We start from the raw sequence: 21,468 nt of genomic DNA, 5'->3' as shown, positions 1-21,468 counted from the left end.
GGATAAAACATGTGGGAAAATCCACTTGACAATATGGAAGTTTTTGAAGGCAGCCCAGTCGATAAATGGAAAGAAGTTATTTTTAATGCTAGTCGCACACTTGCTAGTAAAGAAATAGAGCGATTATTAGAAGAGTTGGCTCTATATGAAATGGCATTTGAAGCGGAAGAAAAGCCTACAAATCTTCGTGAGTTTTTCTATAATATCCACCATGATGCAGAGTTTAAGAAAAGATTCTTAGAAAAGAAAAATAGCCTAGCTATTGAATCTATGGCAAAGATTCTCAGTGAAAATGAATAGACACTATAAAGACTATATGATGGTAGTCAATATGCTATTGCCCCGTAAAAAGTATGTAAAAAGCCTTTTTATTGTATTAATAATGCTATGTTGCTACACGATAAGCCATGCAAAAGGCATTGTGCCGACAACAGAGCTTGACCTAGATCTGAAAAAAGATGAAGTAGTATATGCAACCATTAGTGCATCAAAAGATTCCCAAAGTATGAGTGCGACAAAGAATTTTACTTTGCGTTGGACTTTATATCGTAATCAAGGGCTTGTAGTCCTTATGCGTTATGATAACTATCCCTATCAATTTATACTTTATAAGGATTATAGACTAAATAGCTTTACACTCAATCTACTTGACCCACAAGGTGTAAATAGAAGCCCAAAGCAACCGCAATTGCGTATAACATTTATGGGCATTGATGATCCATTTAATGATGAGAAAACCATTGCACACTTAAAAATCACTGGCTTTGGAGATATGGATTTTACACGGCAGTAGATTTTATCTTTAGTGGTTAAACATGAATAAAAACTACGGAATCACTCATGCAAAATTATTGTATGCTACACACAAGATATATGTTTGCTAGATTATAAAGCATATTTTTCTTTTCACTTCTATTTGAGTTGCGGCAAGTATTAAACATCCTGTCTACACAAATATTTGTTACAATTATCTTATTTTTGCCATATTTATTTTTTACAAGGATAGCTATGAAAATCATTGAGATTACTAACACCCAAACAGAGACATATATACTTGATAAATATGCGACACTTGCGGATAGGTCGGTTATGCTAAAGGTTGGTGGTAGCGTATTGTTATGCAGTGTTTGTGTAGATTATGAGAATCCAAGTAGTGAAGATTTCTTACCCCTTAGCGTCCAATATGTTGAGAAAATGTATGCTATCGGTAAAATCCCGCAAGGCTTCCTTAAAAAAGAGGGCAAACCAAGTGATAATGAGATTCTAATCTCGCGTTTAATCGATAGAAGTCTTCGCCCACTTTTCCCAAAAGACTATCCCTATCCCGTGCAAATCACAATACTTGTAATGAGCTATGATAATAAGATTGATATATGTCAAAAAGCTATGAATCTAGCAAGTATTTGCTTGTATCTCTCAAGCATTCCACTAACGCAAAAAGGGATTCTAAATGGCATAAGAATTATGCGGCGTGATGATGAGTTTAGCCTTTGTGATGATTTAAATGATCTTTTAGAATCTAAACTAGATTTATTTGTAAGTGGCATAAATAATAATGTTAGCATGATAGAAATGCAAAGCTTAAAAACAACTACACAAAATAAAGATTCTATAATAGAGAATGCAAATGAAATTAGCAAAGATGACTTACTAGAAGCGATAAATCTAGCAAAAAAACACATAGAAACTATGTCAATGCTGTATATGAAGCATTTTGAGCCTTTTGTTTTAGAAAAAAGAGAATATGAGGGTAGCAATAAGCTGGATTTAGCCTTGAAAGAAAGCTTAGAAAAAGAATACACAGATTCTATAAAAGAGTGTCTATGCAGCATGTCAAAGACAGAGCGACACACACAGCTTATAGCCCTTATTAAAGAGATTTCACAGATACACAATCTTGAGCGTGAAATTGTAGCAAAGCATGTATTTGCTATCAAAAAAGAGATTATGCGAAGCATGATTCTAAACGAGGGCAAAAGGGTTGATGGCAGGACTTTGAGAGAGATACGAGAGATTAGCATAGAATCTAATCTTTTGCCTAAGACACATGGCAGCGCTTGTTTCACACGGGGGCAGACACAAGCCCTTGTTACCTGCACTCTAGGCAGTCAAAACGACGCACAAACACAAGAGGGCATTCTAACTCAGGGCAAAAGTAAGATTATATTCCATTATAACTTCCCCCCATTTAGCGTCGGCGAAGCCTATCCTATTGGGGCAAGTTCAAGACGAGAGTTAGGACATGGCAATCTTGCATTAAAGGCAATAGAATCTAATGTAGCAAATACGCCGCATACTATCCGCCTTGTATCAGAGATATTGCAGTCAAATGGCTCAAGCTCTATGGCAAGTGTATGCGGGGCTAGCCTTGCCCTGCTTGGTGCGGATATAAAAATGCATAATATGGTAGCAGGTATTGCAATGGGGCTAATCTATGAGAGTGAAGAGAGATTTGCGATACTAAGCGATATTATGGGCTTAGAAGATTTTGATGGCGACATGGACTTTAAAATCGCTGGGAATGAAAAGGGCTTTAGTGCCTTGCAACTTGATATAAAGATACATGGACTTAGTGAATCTATACTAAACCAAAGCCTAGAGCAAGCAAGGGAAGGGATACTACATATTCTCTCACTCATGCGAAATGTAGAGATTAAGCCAAACTATGAGTTACTCCCGCAAAAAGAGAGCTTTTGTGTGCCACACACAAGCATTGGGGAGATAATCGGGCAAGGTGGGCGGACTATACGCGATATTATCTCTCGCTTTCAAGTTAGTATCAATATCGATAAAGATGAAGGTATCGTGCATATTAGTGCAAATAATAAAGATTCCATGCGGAATGCAAAAAATTTCATACTCGATCTTTTACGCAAAAAAGAGAAAAAAGAGCTGCCCTATAAAGTTGGCGAATGTGTTGAGGGTGTAGTAAGTAAGCAGGTAGAATCTGGCTTTCTAGTGGATTTAGCACAAGGTGGCAATGGAATCTTAAGGACTATTTCTATGCAAGAAGAGTTGCAAATAGGTCAAGCTTTATCTGTTAGGATTCTAAGTTGTAGTTATGGTAAGGTTGAGTTAGAGATTATAGAAAATAAAGAAGAGAATATGGGGATTTAATATGCAAATAGAGAATTTAGAAAATCTTAAGCAAGGCACTCTATTTGGATTACCAAAAGATCGTGAAATAAAATCTATCGCATGATACATTACAACATGTCTATACGATATATAGGAAAACTATAAAATAAACTTTATATTTGCCGCAAAATGCCTAAAAGCAAGTATTTGCATGGGAAATAAAATAAAACTTAACATAGAATAATTTCTTTGAAACTTACTCATTGGAAACAAAATGCCCCCTTATGCAACCACAAAACAATATATGTTAAATTTACAAAAACAATATAGAATCCTTTGCAAAAAATCTATAAAAAGGAATGCAATGTTTCGCAATATGCTTAAATATTATCTGCATGTTGTTTTATTTATCATGTTTATAAATACAAATTATTTATTTTCGCAAAATTATGGTGGAAATTATGATTGGCGTATGCTTGGTGGGGGACCATTGCAGCTTGTATCATTTCACATTGGCACAAATACAAGTATCAATCGCAATTCCACAGGCTATAATATCGGCGGGAGTGTGGGGTGGAACTATCTATCGAGTTTTTATAACGCATTTGATGGCATCGATCATATTTTTGATATGGGCGTAAGAGTTAAATATATGTTTAATGATTCTATTATTAAAAGCCATCTTGTTGGGACGGAGCTTTATTTTCATTTTCCATGTAGCACGACTAATCTTTTTCGTCATGCACCACAGCCCCTTTCGCTTATTATCGGCGGTGGGGCAATCTTTGCAAAAAATAATACTCAAGCACAGAATCTGTCTTTAAACGAAACAACAGGGTATTATGTAGAAGTGGGTGTTGGGCTTTTTAAATACTTTGTTATTAATGCAAATTTATTATATCGTGCGAGTTTTTTTCAACCAAATGCTTTGAATATACAGCCTATCGAGCATAATTTCCTTGTGGAATTTGCGATTTTTTAGGGATTATAAGTTTAATCACTTACTTATTAAAAGCTGGTGCTATCAAAGCAGCTGGGATATAAATCGGTAGGGCAACAGCCGTTATAGCAGCAGCTGGATATACCGCAAATGGAAAGCGAAGTGAGAGCTGAACGGAGTGTTGCGTGGGGGCATTTGTGATAAAATCGCTTCTAAATACAAGTGAAGCATGCACGGGGCTACTTGGTAAAATAAGCATACCAGCATCTATATATGTCCCACCATTTATACCTATATTATCAAGTCTGCCACCAACCCCAAATACTACACTTGCAATTTGCCAACCTTGAATGTTAAACAAAGGCGGATGATAATATGTCTCAATGCCAAATCTATGTGTGCCATAACTTCTTACATCAAAGCTATACTCATATCTACCCTTTACACCAAAATCTAAGATTCTACAAGATGACCCGCCAATCCCCATCCACCCTATATCAAACGCAAGATGATGGGCTGGAAGCTGTCTATCCATCATAATAGAATCTGTGCTATGTGAAGATAGACTAAAGCCATATCCATATTCTGCTCCAAAAATATTGATAATAGCACTCAAATAGGTCATATTTTCAGAAAAAGGCATGTTTTCATTCAACAAATCCCCATCGGATATATAGCGAATAAAAGATTCACAAGCCCTAGTGCTATTGCCTATAAAGATACTTATGATAAGAATGTATAATATATGTTTGTAGAGTTTATTATAAAGTAGCATACATGATAACCCCCATAGATTTGAATCTGTCTATTATAGCATTTGTTTGTTTTAAGAGAATGGCTTTGTTATAAATTAATCCGTTGTGATTATAGTAGGCAATGTGCTTTAGATTCTAATAGAGAGATTCAAATATGAGTAATTTAAATAAGGATTTATGCAAAACACTTGCATTGCGAGTTATTTTATAGTAGGATTTCATAGATTTTCTTAGAGAAATACTATTTGCTTAAATCAATGTAAGTTTAGAATCTTCTTTGCTTAGTCGTTCCATAGTTTTGCAAGCAAACCGCTGTATTTGTAAATATTTTTGACATATATGTGTAAAATACAGAATGATACATTGATTGGTAATTGGATTGATATTTTGGAATCTCTTTTGCTTGTATAGGCGTTTAGTTAGTGTATTTTAGAATCTGGTGATTTTGTTGGTTGGAGTGTGTTGTGCGTTGTTATAAAGTGCTGTTTATATGTTTATGTGTAGTCTCTTTGTTGTTTGCTGAAGGTGATTTATCTGTGGGCGAAAAAGCTGATGTGGAACAGCTTGAGCTTGCTGGTGGAGATTCGTTTGAATATGATATTGACAATAAAATCCGTAGGGCAAAAAGTAGTGTGCAAGTTGGCGTGGGTATAAATTTCACACATAATGTTGATACGAAAGCATTGCAGGTAAATGCGAGTGTAGCACTTGGATATAGCTACTTTTTTCATAAGACTTTTGGCGTAAGGCTGAATGGCATTTTTGATAATACGCAGACAAGCTATTTTGGTGGGGTTGGATTGGATGTTATGTGGGATTTTATCCAGACAGAGCCATTTGGCTTTGGTGTGCTTGTTGGCAGTAGTGCTGGATATACAGAGCGGTATGGCACTTATAAGAATGGTGGATTTTTGGGATACTTTCATGTGGGGCTAGGCATGGTGTTTGATGGTGGTAGAAGTAGGCTTGATGGTATTACTAGGATACCATATAATACTATTGGCACAGCAGGGCAAACATCGACAGATATTACTTATGTACTCATGTATTCCTATACTTTTTAATTATTTATTTTGCATTAGAAGACTTTGTGGTTCTTGCAATAAGATAGTGAGAAACATAGAGTGTTTTTATTTCTCTATTTTGTATATATTTTCAGAATCATATATAATTACTATGCTTAAGTTATCAAGTTAAGATAGTTTTGGAAAATAGATTCTAATTAAGATATATGACTTAAAATGGCTTGGATTCTCTGCATTAAATATGTTTGGAATCTATATTGACAGATATTATGCGATTAGAAAGATGATGACAATGAGAGTAATGAAATTAAAATCTTTTAATTCCATCAATGCAATAAAATTTATAAAAAAGCGAAGTCCTAATCTAGATTAGGACTTTGAGAGTTACACAGAATCTATACTTACTTGCCTATAAGTGTTTTAATGTATTGATCTGCTAAATAAAGCCCATTGCTTTGTTCGCCGATAAGCTTTATTTTATCCACTATGCCACGAAACAACGCCTCTTCTTCATGCTGCTCTGCTACATACCACTGCAAAAAGTTAAAAGTTGAATAATCCTTATTTTCTAGCATAAAACTTACAAGATCATTAATCGATTTTGTGATTGATAGCTCATGTTGATAAGTTTTTTCAAACACATCAAGTAAATTTTTGAAGTTAGATTCTGGCTTTTCTATCGCTTGTAGCTCCACAACAGAATCTGTTTCATTAAGATAAGTGATTAGCTTTTTAGCATGATCGCTTTCTTGTCCTGCATGTGAAAATAAAAACTGCCCCGCACCATCTAATCTGTTATGAAAACACCATGAACTCATACTTAAATACAGATTTGATGCAAACATTTCTTTTGCAACTTGCTCATTTAACTTTTTTGTAACTTCAGCTGATAACATACTATGCTCCTATATAATAAAATATTTTGATAATTTGATACAATTTCAAATTAACTTTATCATTATAGTATATTAAATGATAATAAGTCAATATGTAATCCACTTTTTACTATAATATTTGAATTATAAAAAAATATTGTAGAAATGTTTTGATAGATATGCGGAATCTAGATTTACAAACACATTCATTATTGTTGAAGTATAAGATATGGATTCTATATGCTATGTCCGAGGTGGCGTAAAAGTCATAATACAAAATATATTGTAAAGGTAATTATGAAAAATGGGGAATCTAAAACTCTATTCACAAAGTCCCTGTGTGTAGATTTGCATATTGCTAATTTCTTTGTAAATGTCAAAATGATTAAAAATATACTTATGAATCAAGGAAACAAAGGCAATTGCCCCAAAGCTTTATGTTCTGTAAATCCAAAGCGGATATTAAGATTCTGTATTGCTTGTCCTGCTGCACCTTTTACAAGATTATCAAGAGCTCCCATCATAATTAATCGCCTATTTCGTTTATCAAGACATACACTCACATCGACAAAATTACTCCCTTTAACCCAACGCGTTTGCGGTGCTACGCCATATTCTAGCACTCTAATAAAATAGCTATTGGCATAGAAATTTGTAAGAATCTCTTGTGTCTCTTTCTCTGTAATGCTCTCATATTTACTCTCTAATTGTGCGTAAGCAGTGATTAAAATGCCGCGATTCATGGGGATTAAATGTGGTGTGAAGCTAAGTGTAATTTCACTATTTGAAATGATAGATAAATTCTCTTCAATCTCTGCTGTATGTCTGTGATTTATAAGCCCATAGGCTTTCACATTTTCATGCACTTCGCAAAAGAGATTATCTAGCTTTGTGCTACGACCAGCCCCTGATACCCCACTTTTTGCATCGATTATAATGCTTTTTTTATCAATGATTCCATGCTTTAAAAATGGAGCGATACACAATGTGCTACAAGTAGGATAGCAGCCCGGATTTGCTATAAGATTTGCTTCTTTAATGCTATCTCTATAAAGCTCACTTAGCCCATATACAGAATCTTGTAGTAAAGAAATATTTGGGTGAGTGAAGTTATAATACTCTTCATACTTCTTAGCATTTTTTAAGCGAAAATCTGCGGATAAGTCAATAATTACGCATTTTTTTAGCATATCTTTTGTAAGTATTTTTGCTAAAAAATCATGCGGGGTTGCTGCTAGAATGCAGTCATTTTCTTCACACACAGATTCTAAGTCTTTATTATCCATAATAGAATCAAAGTGCTTATAAAAATGCCCTAAGCTTTTATCTATCCTTTGCCCAGATTGTGTATTTGCCCCAAAATAATTGAGTTTTACTTCATCATGTGCGTTTAAGATTCTAAGAATCTCTGCACCACCATAGCCACTTGTCCCAAAAACTGCAACTTTTATCATATCATTTCCTTATTTTCATCTACAAATTCATGTTCATACACACGCAATAAAGCAATAAAAAGCGCTGTAATCGCAGGTCCAATAATAATGCCCCAAAAGCCAAACGCCCCAATACCCGCTAAAATCGCAAAGAATATCACAAACTCATTAATCTGTAAAGGTGTGCGTAAAATGCGTTTATTCACAATGCCTATAAGCCATGGCTTCACAATATTATCGATTATAAAGCCGATAAATACCGCACTATAAAGCCCAACAATTATCGCACCTTTAAAATCGCCCTGATATACAAGTATAGCACATATTGGCAGCCATACAATCACCCCGCCAACAATTGGAATCATAGAGCAGATTCCATACAAAATACCAAGCAAAACCCCATCAAAGCCAAAAAAATACGCAATAATCCCAAATGCAGTCCCCTGCATAACAACATTAAAAAAAGTAGAGAGAAATACAAGTCGCAAAGTTCCGCTAACTTCCATTGCCACTTCATTAATCTGTGCTTCTTCAAAAGGCAATATGCGTTTCATATACGCATAAAGCCGCTCTCCAAAGTAAAAAAACACAAATAAAAATACAATAATAACAAAGCCATCGATAATAAATTTTAAGCCATTCTCTCCCACTATGCTAGATAATTTTAAGACTATGCCAGAGATTTTACCAAACGAGATTTCATTTAATAATGAAGGCAAATAATCGTGTATAAAGGGCAGTTTTTCAGCAAGATTCTGTAATGCTAGTTTTGATTGGTCAAACATGCTTTGCAAAGTAGTCCAATTGATCATTTTCACACCTAAAAACGCACGATAACACACAAATAATACGGGTATAAATACTAGTCCTATCATAAGCAAAAGTGCAAATAGAGATGCTAAGAGTGCATTTTTTACATAGTTTTGCAACCAATGTTTTAACCAAATCGTAGCAACACAAAGCAAAAATGCAATCAATATATTAAATAAATAGGCTTGATACAGCATAAGTGTCGCCACACACACACCACCAAACAATAAACCAAAAACTATTTTGCTTTGCATTTTTTGTCTCATATTCTAGAATCTAAAGCTGACATTATAGCTTAGATACATATAAGATAAAACAATCTAGCTAAAAAACAATACTAAATTTATCACATAAAATATAGACGCACAAATAAGACTTGCAACATACGCCCATAAAAATCGCATAGCAAACAGACATAATAAAAGATAAAAGAGCAAAAACCATAAAGGTGTATAAAGCATGGATAAAGAAAACTCATGTGATATAACCCATAAAATTACAGAATCAAATATATCCCCAAAGCCAAAAATATGTGCGATGATAACAAATGGAAAGATAAAGGCAAAAAGAATGCTAAGCGGTATTGAGATGATTTGATAAGGTGAGAATTGCGGGAAAAAGTAATGCGTAATAGGAATCATTTGCAAAAAAATAATGCAATTAAATAGCACAACGCCAAATACAAACTTTTTTAGCCCCTTATAGTTTGCACTCATACTAGCAAAATGCCGCATAAATAAAAAGATACAAAATACCCCTGCCACAGAGAGCAAAAAGCCAATATGAAACAAAAGGCTAACATTCCATGCAAGTCCAAATAAAACGCATAAGAAAAGATTCAAAAAATTTGTAACTTGCAATCCAAAAAGAAGTATCATATATGCAAAACATGCCATGATAAATGCCCGTAAGAAACTAGGCTGAAAATCAATCAATACAAGGTAAAAGAATACAAAAATAAGCCCTAAGAAGCCTAAATCATACACCGCATTACGATAGCAAAAATAGCGATGAAATATAAAATAGATAGGGCAAATAAGAGCATAAAATATAAAGCTTAAGATAGCAAGATGAAAGCCACTAATGGCAATTAAATGGGCTAATCCAAATACAATAGCCCCCTGCCTTAAGGGCTTTTCTAAGTGGTCTGCAAAAAATAGGGCATTATATAGATTTGCTGCTAGTTTATCTTCATGTTGAGCATTGATAAAATGTCGCAAAAACTGCTTTTTATCAACGCTTGGGAGAAGTGAAAGGCTTGAGTTATAGATATTACAACTACGCAAAAATTGCAAAAAACTGCATTTATAAATCTTGCCATACACAAGAGCTTTTTTACCTGCTATTTGCTTAAACTTCCCCTTATATGTCGCATAGAATATATTGCCTTGTGAATCTTGTAGCTTAAATCTCTCGCTATTTTCCTTTTTTGTGTAGTGCAAAAGTATTGTCGCCTCAAAGACATGCCCTTGCTTTAGGGCTAGAAAAGTTTGATATTTTGTAAAAAGATTGTAAGAACAAAGCACAAGTAATATGAAAATAAGGATAATGTAGTGCTTTAATGGAATCTCTATAGCAAAAAAGTTTGTCTTATTCTGTCTTGTGTTTATAAAATAGATTTGTCGCAACTTGTGCTGGATTGTTTGTGAGATGGTTTGTAAAAGATTTTGCAAAGACTTCATTGCTTTATCCTGTTTGGATTCTAATTGATTAAGATTCTAAATCATAATAGAAGTATAGAATCCATGTCTCTCAAATAGTATTGCTAAATCTACTTTCATAAAGAATACTTAAGAAAGACTTTAAAGTGTTAATTTTAAAACAAAAACAAAACTACTTTCTAATCTTAGCTAACTTTGCTTGATAGTCATTATCACTAATCCTTTTAACTTTTTCTTTAGTTGATGGTTTAGGGTAGCGTCTAATATAAAGCATATAGAATCCATCTAAATCCATTGATAGTTCATAAGAGTGCTTTGTCTGTAAATCATAGAAAGTATAGCCGATAAGATTCTTAGAGAGTGAGCCAACTATTGGCTCACCGCCTTCAATCACAATTGTTTTTCCATTGCTTTTACTTGTTTGATTATAGGTAACGCTTGTGCAAGTTGTGCTTTGCTCTGGACACCTTGAGCTAATCCAAATCAAATAGCTATCACTCTCAAATGCAGCCCCACCATAAGAAAATACCATACTCACGCATAATGCAAATAATATTTTAAAACGCATATAAACCTCCAGAATCTAAAGCCTTTTTTCAAGCATAAAATATACCTTTAACCTATCGTTTAGGTCGCTTTTTTGCACTCTCTAGTGTATTTTGCAGTAAAGATGCAATAGTCATAGGTCCTACACCGCCCGGCACAGGTGTAATGTAGGAACAATGTGAGCGAAGATTCTCTAAATCTACATCACCTACAATCTTTCCATTCTCTAAGCGATTGATACCTATATCTACTACGATAGCCCCCTCTTTTATCATATCTTTTGTAATGAGATTTGGCTTACCAACACCAACGCATACAATATCCGCATTTTTTGTATAAAAACTCAAATCTTTTGTGAGAATATGACACACGCTAATTGTTGCCCCTGCATTAAGCATTAAGGCTGAAAGTGGCTTACCCACGATATTACTAGCTCCAACGATACACACATCTTTGCCCTTAATATCAATATTATAATGCCTAAGTAGTGTCATAACCCCAAGTGGTGTAGCAGGCACAAAGCCCTTTAAGCCGCTATGTAACTTACCGCTATTTTGCGTATGGAATCCATCTACATCTTTATGCGGTGTGATCATATCAAGAATCTCTGAGGCATTAATATGCTCTGGCAGGGGTAGCTGGACTAAGATTCCATCGATTTGATCATTTTTATTTAGGCTATCAATTGTTTTAAGCAGGTCTTGCTCACTTGTGTTTGTAGGCATTTCATAAAGAATAGAAGTTATTCCTACCCTTTTACATGCCTTTGCTTTCATTGTAACATAGGTTTGACTAGCACTATCATTGCCTACTAGAATCACAGCAAGACTTGGGACAATGCCCTTTATGGCTAACTCTTTTGTTTCCTTTATAATGTCTTCTTCGATCTTACTTGCAAGCTTTTTGCCATCCATTAAAACCCCATCTGCTAAAACCATAGATTTCCTTAAGTGTAAAATAAAGCAAGATTCTAGCACATTTTCATTTGATTTAAAAAAATGAAAAACTAATCATTATTTTTTATAAAGTAAAATATTTGCATTCATTCCACATTACAAGAGAGGCACATTATGAATCTAATCACAAAGGCATTGACATTTGAAGATATTCTACTCATTCCCGCATATTCTGAAGTGATACCAAAGGAAGTTTGCACGCAATCCATGCTTACACGAAATATAAGTCTTAACATTCCATTTGTAAGTGCTGCGATGGATACCGTTACCGAGCATAAAAGTGCCATTGCTATGGCAAGGCTTGGTGGCATAGGTATCATACATAAAAACATGGATATAGAATCTCAAGTAAAAGAAATCCGCAAGGTAAAAAAGAGTGAAAGCGGCATTATCAATGACCCTGTGTTTATCACTGCTGATAAGACTTTAAATGATGCGGAACTCATTATGCAAACCTATAGTATCTCTGGTGTGCCTGTGGTAGATTCTAATAAATGTCTTATTGGAATCTTGACAAATAGAGACACTCGCTTTGAAACAGATTTTAATAAGCTTGTAGGCGAAGTGATGACAAAATCCCCCCTTATTACCGCACATGTAGGCATTAGCCTTGAGAAAGCAAAGGACATTATGCATAAAAATCGCATTGAAAAATTACCGCTTGTTGATGAAAATAATGTTTTGCATGGCTTAATCACGATAAAAGACATTCAAAAATGTATTGAATACCCAAATGCAAATAAAGATTCTCTAGGTAGATTAAGAGTTGGGGCAGCTGTTGGTGTGAATCAGATTGATAGGGCTAGTGCATTGGTTGAAGCTGGAGTTGATGTTTTAGTGCTTGACTCAGCACACGGACACTCTAAAAATGTGATTAATACGCTAAAAGAGATTAAGTCAAAGCTTGATGTTGATGTGATAGTTGGCAATGTCGTTACAGGTGAAGCGACTAAGGATTTAATTTTGGCGGGGGCTGATGCAATAAAGGTTGGCATAGGACCGGGCAGTATTTGCACCACAAGGATTGTAGCGGGTGTTGGTATGCCTCAGGTTTCTGCCATTGATGGTTGTGCTAGAGTAGCAAAAGAATATCAGATTCCAATCATTGCAGATGGTGGGATTAAGTATAGTGGCGATGTAGCAAAAGCCCTAGCAGTTGGTGCATCAAGCGTTATGATAGGCTCACTGCTTGCAGGCACAGAAGAGAGTCCGGGTGATTTAGTCATCTTTCAAGGACGACAATATAAAAGCTATCGTGGTATGGGAAGCATTGGGGCAATGCAAAGGGGCAGCAGCGATAGATATTTTCAAGAGGGAACAGCACAAGAAAAGCTTGTGCCAGAAGGGATTGAAGGCAGAGTGCCTTATCGTGGTAAAATCGCTAGTGTATTGCATCAGCTTGTTGGTGGATTGCGTTCATGTATGGGCTATCTTGGTGCAAAAGATATTCCTGCGTTGTGGGAGAATGCACGCATTGTTGAAATCACTTCAGCAGGTTTAAGAGAAAGCCATGTGCATGATGTAGTGATTACGAAAGAAGCTCCAAATTATCATGGATAAAATCATTGTTTTGAGAGTATGAAAGAAGTATTTAATGTGGGGTTATACTTGATTGCTTTGTTTGTTGTGATTTGATTTAATATCCATGTGCTATTTATAAAATCACTTTATTATATTTATGATTATTTTGTATTTTCTCTACAAGAAACATGTAATACAATATAGAATCTACAAGACAAGCTTTTTATTTTGCTTACAAGTTTTTGGTGTGTATAGACTTTCATTAAGTCATATTTAGCGAAAATAACAAAGGATAGAATCTAAAAGTTTTACAATATTCAAAAGTTTTATTCCATTTTGTATAAAACACATTGTTTTTCGCTTATATAGCATAGAAAAATAATCAATTTAAAAATATTTTGTGTTACAATTAGCCAAAAATTTTCACTTTTTAGGGTTACCACATGGATAATGAAAACCAACTACAAATTTATGAGAATCTAAATATCGACAAAATCATGCAAGTTTTACCGCATCGCTATCCCATGTTGCTTGTAGATAGGGTGCTTTCTCTTAATCCACATAAAGAGATTAAAGCCTATAAAAATGTAACGATTAATGAGGAAGTATTTTTAGGGCATTTTCCAAAAGAGCCAATATATCCGGGCGTTATGATTATTGAGGGAATGGCTCAAGCTGGTGGAATCTTAGCTTTTGTTAGCACTTGGGGGCTTGACTTTGACGCGAGTAAAGATAAGATTGTGTATTTTATGACAATTGATAATGTGAAATTTCGTGTGCCTGTGCGACCCGGAGATCGCTTGACCTATCATATGGAAGTGATGAAGCAAAGAAGTAATGTATGGCAGCTGCAAGGCAGGGCTTATGTTGATGATTCTCTTGTGAGTGAGGCGGAATTAAAGGCTATGGTAACAGATTCACATAATAAATAAGTTTAAGATTTTAAAAGGTTTTATATGACTAATAATGTCGTTATACACCCAACTGCTGTAATCGCAAAGACAGCGGTTATAGAGGGGAATGTTAAGATTGGAGCAAACGCAATAATAGGGGATTATAGTGTAATTAAAGGTAATGTAAGCATTGGTGAAAAAAGCTATCTTTATAATCATGTAACAATTATGGGAAATACAACTATTGGTAAGAATAATAAGATATTTCCTAATGCTGTGATTGGCACACCGCCGCAAGATTTAAAATATAAGGGTGAAGAGAGTGTGCTAGAGATTGGAGATAGTAATACGATTCGAGAATCTTGCATGTTTAATCCGGGCACAGAAGGTGGTGGCAATATCACAAAAATAGGCAATGATAATCTTTTCATGGCGTATGTGCATATAGCCCATGATTGCATTGTAGGTAGTCATAATATTTTAGCAAACAATGCAACACTTGGCGGACATATCCATGTCGCAGATTATGTGAATATAGGCGGTATGACACCTGTGCATCAGTTTGTAAAGATTGGCGAGGGGGCAATGGTAGCTGGGGCTTCTGCCCTGTCGCAAGATATCCCGCCTTATTGCATGGCGGAGGGCAATAGAGCGCGTATTATCGGGCTTAATAGATTCCGTATGCGAAAGATTATGGAAAGAGATGAAATTGATATGATTGATGCACTCTATAAGCGTTTATTTTCTGGAAATAAAAGTTTGCGTGATTTAGCCGTTATGGAACTTGAGGTGGCAAAAGGTATGCAAAATAATACGCATATTATTAAAATCTGTGAGTTTATATTAGCATCTGAGAGAGGCATACCCTATAAAAGAGGTGAGTTAAATGAGTGAAACATGTAGCTTTTGTGGCAAAAAGAAATCTAAACCAAATCCTATCGTATCAAGTAATGAAAAAATTACTGGAACAAAAGCTTATATATGTAAAGCATGTGCGGTTTTTATCTATACAACACTATTTAGCAGTGAAAATAGCATTACAAATTCAGAATCTTGGGGCTTAGATGATGTGCCTTCACCAAAAGAACTAAAAGCACATTTAGATGAATATGTAGTAGGGCAGGAACAAGCTAAAAAGGTATTTAGTGTAGCAATCTATAATCATTACAAAAGATTATTACACCAACAAAGAGTAGCCGCTAAAACAGATGAAAATATCGTCAATGTAACAGATTTAGAAGAAAATGTAGAGTTATCAAAGTCAAATATTTTACTTATAGGTCCAACAGGTAGCGGTAAAACTCTTATGGCACAAACTCTAGCAAGATTCCTTGATATTCCTATTGCAATCTCTGATGCGACTTCTCTTACAGAAGCTGGATATGTTGGCGAAGATGTGGAGAATATTTTAACGCGTCTTTTACAAGCCGCAGACTATGATTTAAAACGCGCTGAAATGGGCATTGTTTTCATTGATGAGATTGATAAAATCTCTAGACTTTCTGAAAATAGATCTATTACGCGTGATGTATCGGGCGAGGGAGTGCAACAAGCTTTATTAAAAATTATTGAAGGAAGTGTTGTAAATATCCCTCCAAAAGGTGGGAGAAAGCACCCAAATCAAGAGTTTATCAAAATGGATACAAGCAATATTCTTTTTATCTGTGGTGGTGCATTTGATGGGGTAGAAGATATTATTAAACGAAAGCTAGGCAATAATGTCTTAGGCTTTGATTCTAATCCCAAACAACAAGTAGATGAAGATAATATCCTGCATAAGATTGAAACTGATGATTTAGTAAGTTTTGGTTTAATACCAGAACTTATAGGGCGATTACATGTTATTGCAACGCTAGATTCTATAAGTAAGGAAGCTATGATTTCAATCCTAACACAGCCAAAAAATGCGATTATAAAGCAGTATCAAAAGCTTTTTGAGCTTGATGGAGCAAAGCTTGTATTTGAAGATGACGCGATCGAGCGTATCGCAGAGCTTGCTATGGAGAGAAAGACGGGTGCTAGAGGTTTGCGTGCTATTGTTGAAGACTTTAGCCTTGATATTATGTTTGACCTGCCTAATCTTAGCGGATATGAAGTCATCATTACACGCAAATGCGTAGATAAGCTTGAAAAGCCTATTTTAATCAAAAAGAAAAAGACAAAAGCTATATAGTTATTAATAAGGAGATTACAAAGTGTTTTTAAATAAATTAGTCGGTTGGTTTTCACATGATATTGCGATTGATTTGGGGACTGCAAATACGATTGTGATGATAAAAGGACATGAGATTCTAATCAATGAGCCTTCCATCGTAGCAGTGAAAGTCGATAAATATCGCGATGGGGAGATTCTAGCAGTTGGTAAAGAAGCAAAGGAAATGATAGGAAAGACGCCTGATAATATCCGTGCTATACGACCTTTGCGTGATGGTGTTATCGCAGATTTTGAGATTACTGAAAAGATGATACGATACTTCATAGAAAGGGCGCATAAAAGAAAGTCATTTGTTAGACCTAGAATTATGGTATGTGTGCCTTATGGGCTTACCTCTGTTGAGAGAAAAGCGGTTAAAGAATCTGCTATGAGTGCTGGGGCTAGAGAAGTATTTCTTATAGAAGAGCCACTTGCAGCAGCCATTGGTGCGGGATTGCCTATACAAGAGCCACAAGGCAGCCTTGTCGTTGATATTGGCGGTGGGACGACTGAAATTGGTGTGCTTTCACTCGGTGGGCTTGTTATCTCAAAATCGATTCGAATCGCCGGTGATAAACTCGATACAGCGATTATGGAATATGTCCGCAAGAAGTTTAACCTGCTTATTGGTGATAGAACTGCAGAAGAGATTAAAATAGAGATTGGTTGTGCCGCACCACTTGATACACCACTAGTAAAATTAGTAAAGGGTAGAGATCAAGTAAGCGGGCTTTTAAACTCTATTGAATTAACAAGTGAAGATATAAGAGAAGCGATCAAAGATCCTATTAAAGAAATGGGAAATGCCCTAAGGGGAGTGCTAGAGGAAGTCCCACCAGATTTAGCAGGGGATATTGTAGAAAATGGCATTGTGCTAACTGGTGGTGGTGCTTTAATACGCAATCTTGATAAATATTTTTCAGACATTGTAAAGCTTCCTGTATATGTCGGCGATGAGCCTCTACTCGCTGTGGCAAAAGGCACGGGTGAAGCGATGGGCAATTTAGATATGCTTGAAAAGATTGCAGCAAGAAGTTAGATTCTAAAATAGGCATGTAGTGTGAGAAGATTCTATGTTATTATTGCTACACTATGCCTTATTATAGCCATAGCATTTGGATATGTGCCATTTTTACAACAATACACCCTTAATGTTTCACTACAAATCAAAAAATACTACAATGATAAAAAAGAGGGCATAACACTCTTTATTAATGATTATATGAATCAAGCCGCACAAATAAAAGATATGCGAGAAAAAATCACACAATTAGAAACAGATTCTATAAAATACAAAGCCTTGCAAGCAGAGTTTGATAATCTGTATTACGCCCTTGAGAGTGAAAGGCATTATCTAGACCCAGATGTGCATTTAGTAAAAGTGCTATCCTACAAGACACTTGGGACATATACAAAGATTTGGATGGATTATACATATATAAGCGATGAGCCAAAAATATTTGGACTTGTAAAAGATGGCTATGCAATCGGCATTGCTAAAATGGTGGATAATCACATGCTTGGAATCTTAAATGGCGATGAAGATTGCAGTTATAGCGTATATATTGGGGAAAATCGAGTCCCGGGGACACTACGCACAATGGAGAATGGCGAGATTGTCATTGATTATATCCCTGCATGGCAGAGCATTAAAAGTGGGGATAGCGTGGTAACAAGTGGGCTAGATGGAATCTTTTTTGAAGATGTGCAAGTTGGCACAATCGGCAGTATTAAACCAGAAAATGGCTACTTACACGCCGAGTTAAAACCACATAGATTCAGCAATCGCTTGAGTTATGTATGGCTTATTGATACCAAAATCCCGCAAACAACAAATTTAAATACAAATATATTGAAACCAGAAGATAACGACTAAAATCGCTTGACTTGTTTTTTTTGTAAAATCGCTGCTTTAATATTTTAACACAAGGATTAAAGCATGGAAAATACAGAAGCACTAAACTCAAATCAAGCATTTGATTTAGATAATTTTGTCTCTAAAAAGTATGGCATATCTTTTATTGCGTATGTTAAAGTTGGTCTTATACATGCCTTTTTGTTTCTCATTTTATCGTCTATATTGCAGAAAAACATGGTTGCTGTTATTGGTGTGCTAGTTGTTCAAATTATTATCGTTGCTTTATGTTTTATATCATATCGTGTGCAGTATGTCTATTTTGACACAAGGGGTGTGTGGTATTATAGTGGCTTTTTACCATGGACTAAGGGCATTCGTGGTATTACTTGGAGTGATTTTGGCGGTGCTTCGTTTTATCAAGGATTTTTTGCTTATATATTCCATGCTTACAAGATTTCAATAAATAATAAATACACAGAATCTAGCAGAATTTTCATCAGCAATATACACAATGGCAATGAATTTGTATCAGCAGTAAATGAATGTCGAGATATATTAATACAAAATGGAAAAATCTAAGATTCTAAATATGCACCCATTTTAGATTGCGTAAGCTCGTATATGCAACTCCTAGCTTATTTTCTAAACTCATTTGAATTCAAGGATTTTATTCTAAAATCTTATCAAAATACACAAGGAGTCTCACACCACCCATAAAGGTATAGAATCTAAAACCCTTACTCACAAGACAGCATGTTTCTAGCACAGAACTTAAATATTCTCTATTTCAAAGTACCCTCAACTTGTGTGCAAACTTGATTACATTCTGTGTTGCTACATACCATATCGCATTTTGTGCTGACAAACACACCAGAGGGCTTTTGCTTTTTTGCAGCACAACCAGAGAGTGCTATAACACTTGCAATACAACCAATAATAAAAAGTAGTCTCATCACATATCCTTGTTTATAAAATCTCACTCGTACAAGCAAAAAATAATCCAAACTTATCACATAAAGAAGAAAGCTAAAAAATAGAATCTATGCAATACAATAACTCGCATAAAGAGACAGCACAGCTTAAACATATACGCAAAGCTATCAAACAAACCCTATTCGAACTACACTTTAGCATAACTTTTACATTCTAAAATTTAAAATCTATCGCAAATTTTTGTATATAATAACACCTTCAAAGACATAAATAGAATGAAAGTAGATTCTATACATAAGGAATAGTATGCGGTTATTTATCACATTTTTTGTAAGTATGCAGATCATGCTTGGAGCAGAGATTTATGGGGTGTTTAATGTGGCAGCAGTAAGAGATTCTAATCTCATGATGGATACAAGTGGCATTGTGTCAAATATTTATGTCGATGTGGGGACAGAAGTCAAAAAAGATGATGCACTTCTCTCACTCTCAAATGAAGATAAAATACAAAATGTCAATATGCAAAAAGCACAGCTAGAGGGCGCAAAGGCACAATACATTTTTGCAAAAAAACAATATGAAAGATTCAAAAAGAGTGGAAATGCTATCGATAAAAATACGCTAGATCAAAACTACTCAAACTATAAGAATCTTGAAAGCACCTATAACAACCTGCAATATAGTCTTAAATATCAAAGTGAGCTTTTACGGCGGACAACGCTTATCGCACCATTTGATGGGGTGATCGCTAGTCGCAATATCGAGCTAGGCGATGGTGTGGGGGCAAATCAAACGAAGCTTTTTCGCCTGATTAGCAATGAAAAAAAGATGATTATCCAGTTTGATTCTAAATATTTACCAGATGTAAAAGTCGGTGATATTTATCGCTATAAAATCGATGGTAAGGGCGTGGAGAGAGAAGCAAAGATTTATAAGATATACCCAGCTGTTGATGTGAATACAAGAAAAGTGAGTGCTGAAGCTATTGTGCCAGATTCTATGCAGCCCGGTCTCTTTGGTGATGGGTATATTATTACGAAAAAGTAGAATGAGTAAAAAGCTTTCATAGCTAAAAAGTAGGCTATATTTTGATTCTATAACAAATTGTCATATTGAGCGTAGCGAAACATCTAACACTAGGGAATCTAAAATTAAGTGTCTAAATTTAAGTAACTTGGAATCTAATTTATGTAAAATCTAAAAATCTAATAAAATTTAGACTCTAAACTTTTGGTTTCTATATATTGCTTGATATTTGTTTTTTGTAGAATCTAGTTTTATTTTAGCTTAAAGGATAGTCATGGGATTTAAAAAGTTTAAAAGCAAAAATGCGATTTTATCGATGATTTTATGTAGTGTTGTTTCTTTTTCACTCTTACATGCGGATAATTTGAGGGAATGTCAAAGCGAAAAGGATATGAAAAACGGGTGTGTGTGGAAACATTACTATGACAATGGAAAGATTCTATATGAAATGTCATTGAAAGATGGAAAACAAAATGGTATCTATAAGGAATACTATGAAAGCGGAAAACTTAAGTTTGAAACGCCATATACAAACGATTTAAAGCATGGTGTTGAAAAAGTTTATTATGAAAGCGGGAATCTTCAGTTTGAAATACCACATAAAAATGGAAAGAAAGAGAGTATTGCGAGGCGATACTATGAAGATGGGAATCTTGTGCTTGAAATACCATTTAAAAATGATAAAATAGAAGGCATATTAAAACATTATTATCCAACTGGAGAACTGGCGGCAGAAATCCCATATACAAGTGGTAAAGTTAATGATATTGTAAAACTCTATGATAAAGGAAAAAAGCTTATTTGGCAAGCAAACGCACAAAATGGAAAACTTACTAGTGGGAAATGCTCTAATGGTAAAGCCCTAACAAATGCACATCTTACAAGATTAACAAACGAAATAAATCAAGGTAGTTCTGGTGGTGATTACTGGTATGATATATGTGAAAAATAAATGAAATTTTAG

Annotated in this window: 22 protein-coding genes; 14 read left to right on the top strand and 8 right to left on the bottom strand. The window is 35.0% G+C overall.

Going from position 1 to position 21,468, the window contains the following annotated elements; all coding sequences use genetic code 11:
• The first annotated feature begins 9 nt into the window (after window positions 1–9).
• The 4 genes from T368_RS0100950 to T368_RS0100920 all read left to right on the top strand — a co-directional run bounded on the left by T368_RS0100950 (window position 10) and on the right by T368_RS0100920 (window position 4,060).
• A complete protein-coding gene (locus T368_RS0100950) occupies window positions 10–300 on the top strand; it encodes a DUF2018 family protein (RefSeq protein ID WP_004088200.1) in 291 nt (96 codons plus the stop codon).
• Window positions 293–793 (top strand): hypothetical protein, encoded by a 501-nt coding sequence (locus tag T368_RS14355; protein WP_004088192.1) that lies wholly within the window; start codon window positions 293–295, stop codon window positions 791–793. Before T368_RS0100950 ends, T368_RS14355 begins: the two co-directional genes overlap by 8 nt.
• 215 nt (window positions 794–1,008) lie before the next feature.
• Window positions 1,009–3,117, top strand: coding sequence for a polyribonucleotide nucleotidyltransferase (locus T368_RS0100935; protein WP_004088190.1), 2,109 nt, complete (start codon window positions 1,009–1,011; stop codon window positions 3,115–3,117).
• Between the two features lie 325 nt (window positions 3,118–3,442).
• Window positions 3,443–4,060 (top strand): hypothetical protein, encoded by a 618-nt coding sequence (locus T368_RS0100920; RefSeq protein WP_004088188.1) that lies wholly within the window; start codon window positions 3,443–3,445, stop codon window positions 4,058–4,060.
• Window positions 4,061–4,079: 19 nt separating this feature from the next.
• Here the strand turns inward: T368_RS0100920 and T368_RS0100915 are convergent, their stop codons facing one another.
• Window positions 4,080–4,673 carry a hypothetical protein gene (locus T368_RS0100915; RefSeq protein WP_230455659.1) on the bottom strand — a complete coding sequence of 198 codons (594 nt, stop codon included), beginning with the start codon at window positions 4,671–4,673 and terminating at the stop codon, window positions 4,080–4,082.
• Between the two features lie 564 nt (window positions 4,674–5,237).
• Between T368_RS0100915 and T368_RS0100910 the strand changes: the two genes are divergently transcribed.
• Window positions 5,238–5,837, top strand: coding sequence for a hypothetical protein (locus tag T368_RS0100910; RefSeq protein WP_004088185.1), 600 nt, complete (start codon window positions 5,238–5,240; stop codon window positions 5,835–5,837).
• A 362-nt stretch (window positions 5,838–6,199) separates the two neighbouring features.
• On the opposite strand, the gene T368_RS0100905 is transcribed toward T368_RS0100910, so the two are convergent.
• The 6 genes from T368_RS0100905 to folD all read right to left on the bottom strand — a co-directional run bounded on the left by T368_RS0100905 (window position 6,200) and on the right by folD (window position 12,061).
• Complete coding sequence (locus T368_RS0100905; RefSeq protein ID WP_004088183.1) at window positions 6,200–6,694, bottom strand: ferritin; 495 nt, start codon at window positions 6,692–6,694, stop codon at window positions 6,200–6,202.
• A gap of 383 nt (window positions 6,695–7,077) precedes the next feature.
• Window positions 7,078–8,127, bottom strand: coding sequence for an N-acetyl-gamma-glutamyl-phosphate reductase (gene argC, locus T368_RS0100900; RefSeq protein WP_004088181.1), 1,050 nt, complete (start codon window positions 8,125–8,127; stop codon window positions 7,078–7,080).
• Complete coding sequence (locus tag T368_RS0100895) at window positions 8,124–9,170, bottom strand: AI-2E family transporter (RefSeq protein WP_004088179.1); 1,047 nt, start codon at window positions 9,168–9,170, stop codon at window positions 8,124–8,126. The genes argC and T368_RS0100895 overlap by 4 nt, the downstream gene beginning before the upstream one ends.
• 66 nt (window positions 9,171–9,236) lie before the next feature.
• Window positions 9,237–10,598: a ComEC/Rec2 family competence protein gene (locus T368_RS0100890; protein ID WP_004088177.1), complete on the bottom strand. Its 1,362-nt coding sequence runs from the start codon at window positions 10,596–10,598 to the stop codon at window positions 9,237–9,239.
• A 151-nt stretch (window positions 10,599–10,749) separates the two neighbouring features.
• Window positions 10,750–11,145 carry a hypothetical protein gene (locus T368_RS0100885; RefSeq protein ID WP_004088176.1) on the bottom strand — a complete coding sequence of 132 codons (396 nt, stop codon included), beginning with the start codon at window positions 11,143–11,145 and terminating at the stop codon, window positions 10,750–10,752.
• A 52-nt stretch (window positions 11,146–11,197) separates the two neighbouring features.
• Complete coding sequence (gene folD, locus T368_RS0100880; protein WP_004088174.1) at window positions 11,198–12,061, bottom strand: bifunctional methylenetetrahydrofolate dehydrogenase/methenyltetrahydrofolate cyclohydrolase FolD; 864 nt, start codon at window positions 12,059–12,061, stop codon at window positions 11,198–11,200.
• 132 nt (window positions 12,062–12,193) lie between these two features.
• On the opposite strand from folD, the gene guaB reads away from it, so the two are divergent.
• The 7 genes from guaB (at window position 12,194) to T368_RS0100845 (ending at window position 19,124) form a co-directional block, all read left to right on the top strand.
• Window positions 12,194–13,639, top strand: coding sequence for an IMP dehydrogenase (gene guaB / locus T368_RS0100875; protein WP_004088172.1), 1,446 nt, complete (start codon window positions 12,194–12,196; stop codon window positions 13,637–13,639).
• Window positions 13,640–14,043: 404 nt separating this feature from the next.
• Window positions 14,044–14,532 carry a 3-hydroxyacyl-ACP dehydratase FabZ gene (gene fabZ / locus T368_RS0100870; RefSeq protein ID WP_004088170.1) on the top strand — a complete coding sequence of 163 codons (489 nt, stop codon included), beginning with the start codon at window positions 14,044–14,046 and terminating at the stop codon, window positions 14,530–14,532.
• A gap of 24 nt (window positions 14,533–14,556) precedes the next feature.
• Window positions 14,557–15,387, top strand: coding sequence for an acyl-ACP--UDP-N-acetylglucosamine O-acyltransferase (lpxA, locus tag T368_RS0100865; protein WP_004088165.1), 831 nt, complete (start codon window positions 14,557–14,559; stop codon window positions 15,385–15,387).
• Window positions 15,380–16,666 carry an ATP-dependent protease ATP-binding subunit ClpX gene (gene clpX, locus T368_RS0100860; RefSeq protein WP_004088163.1) on the top strand — a complete coding sequence of 429 codons (1,287 nt, stop codon included), beginning with the start codon at window positions 15,380–15,382 and terminating at the stop codon, window positions 16,664–16,666. The genes lpxA and clpX overlap by 8 nt, the downstream gene beginning before the upstream one ends.
• A gap of 22 nt (window positions 16,667–16,688) precedes the next feature.
• Window positions 16,689–17,726, top strand: coding sequence for a rod shape-determining protein (locus T368_RS0100855; RefSeq protein ID WP_004088161.1), 1,038 nt, complete (start codon window positions 16,689–16,691; stop codon window positions 17,724–17,726).
• A gap of 21 nt (window positions 17,727–17,747) precedes the next feature.
• A complete protein-coding gene (gene mreC, locus T368_RS0100850) occupies window positions 17,748–18,563 on the top strand; it encodes a rod shape-determining protein MreC (RefSeq protein WP_004088159.1) in 816 nt (271 codons plus the stop codon).
• Between the two features lie 63 nt (window positions 18,564–18,626).
• Entirely contained in the window at window positions 18,627–19,124 is a 498-nt protein-coding gene (locus tag T368_RS0100845) for a hypothetical protein (protein WP_004088157.1), read from the top strand.
• A gap of 203 nt (window positions 19,125–19,327) precedes the next feature.
• Here T368_RS0100845 and T368_RS15175 read toward each other — a convergent pair whose 3' ends face one another.
• Window positions 19,328–19,498, bottom strand: a complete 171-nt coding sequence (locus T368_RS15175) for a hypothetical protein (RefSeq protein WP_004088155.1) — start codon at window positions 19,496–19,498, stop codon at window positions 19,328–19,330.
• A 286-nt stretch (window positions 19,499–19,784) separates the two neighbouring features.
• Between T368_RS15175 and T368_RS0100835 the strand changes: the two genes are divergently transcribed.
• Together T368_RS0100835 and T368_RS0100830 are read left to right on the top strand one after the other, a co-directional pair.
• Window positions 19,785–20,525 (top strand): efflux RND transporter periplasmic adaptor subunit, encoded by a 741-nt coding sequence (locus tag T368_RS0100835; protein ID WP_004088153.1) that lies wholly within the window; start codon window positions 19,785–19,787, stop codon window positions 20,523–20,525.
• Window positions 20,526–20,778: 253 nt separating this feature from the next.
• A complete protein-coding gene (locus T368_RS0100830; RefSeq protein WP_004088151.1) occupies window positions 20,779–21,456 on the top strand; it encodes a toxin-antitoxin system YwqK family antitoxin in 678 nt (225 codons plus the stop codon).
• Window positions 21,457–21,468 lie beyond the last annotated feature (12 nt).

This window comes from Helicobacter bilis ATCC 51630 (genome assembly GCF_000686565.1).
Taxonomy (GTDB): domain Bacteria; phylum Campylobacterota; class Campylobacteria; order Campylobacterales; family Helicobacteraceae; genus Helicobacter_A; species Helicobacter_A bilis.
Note: the sequence above shows the minus strand (reverse complement) of the source record. Positions and strands in the feature narration are given on the sequence as shown.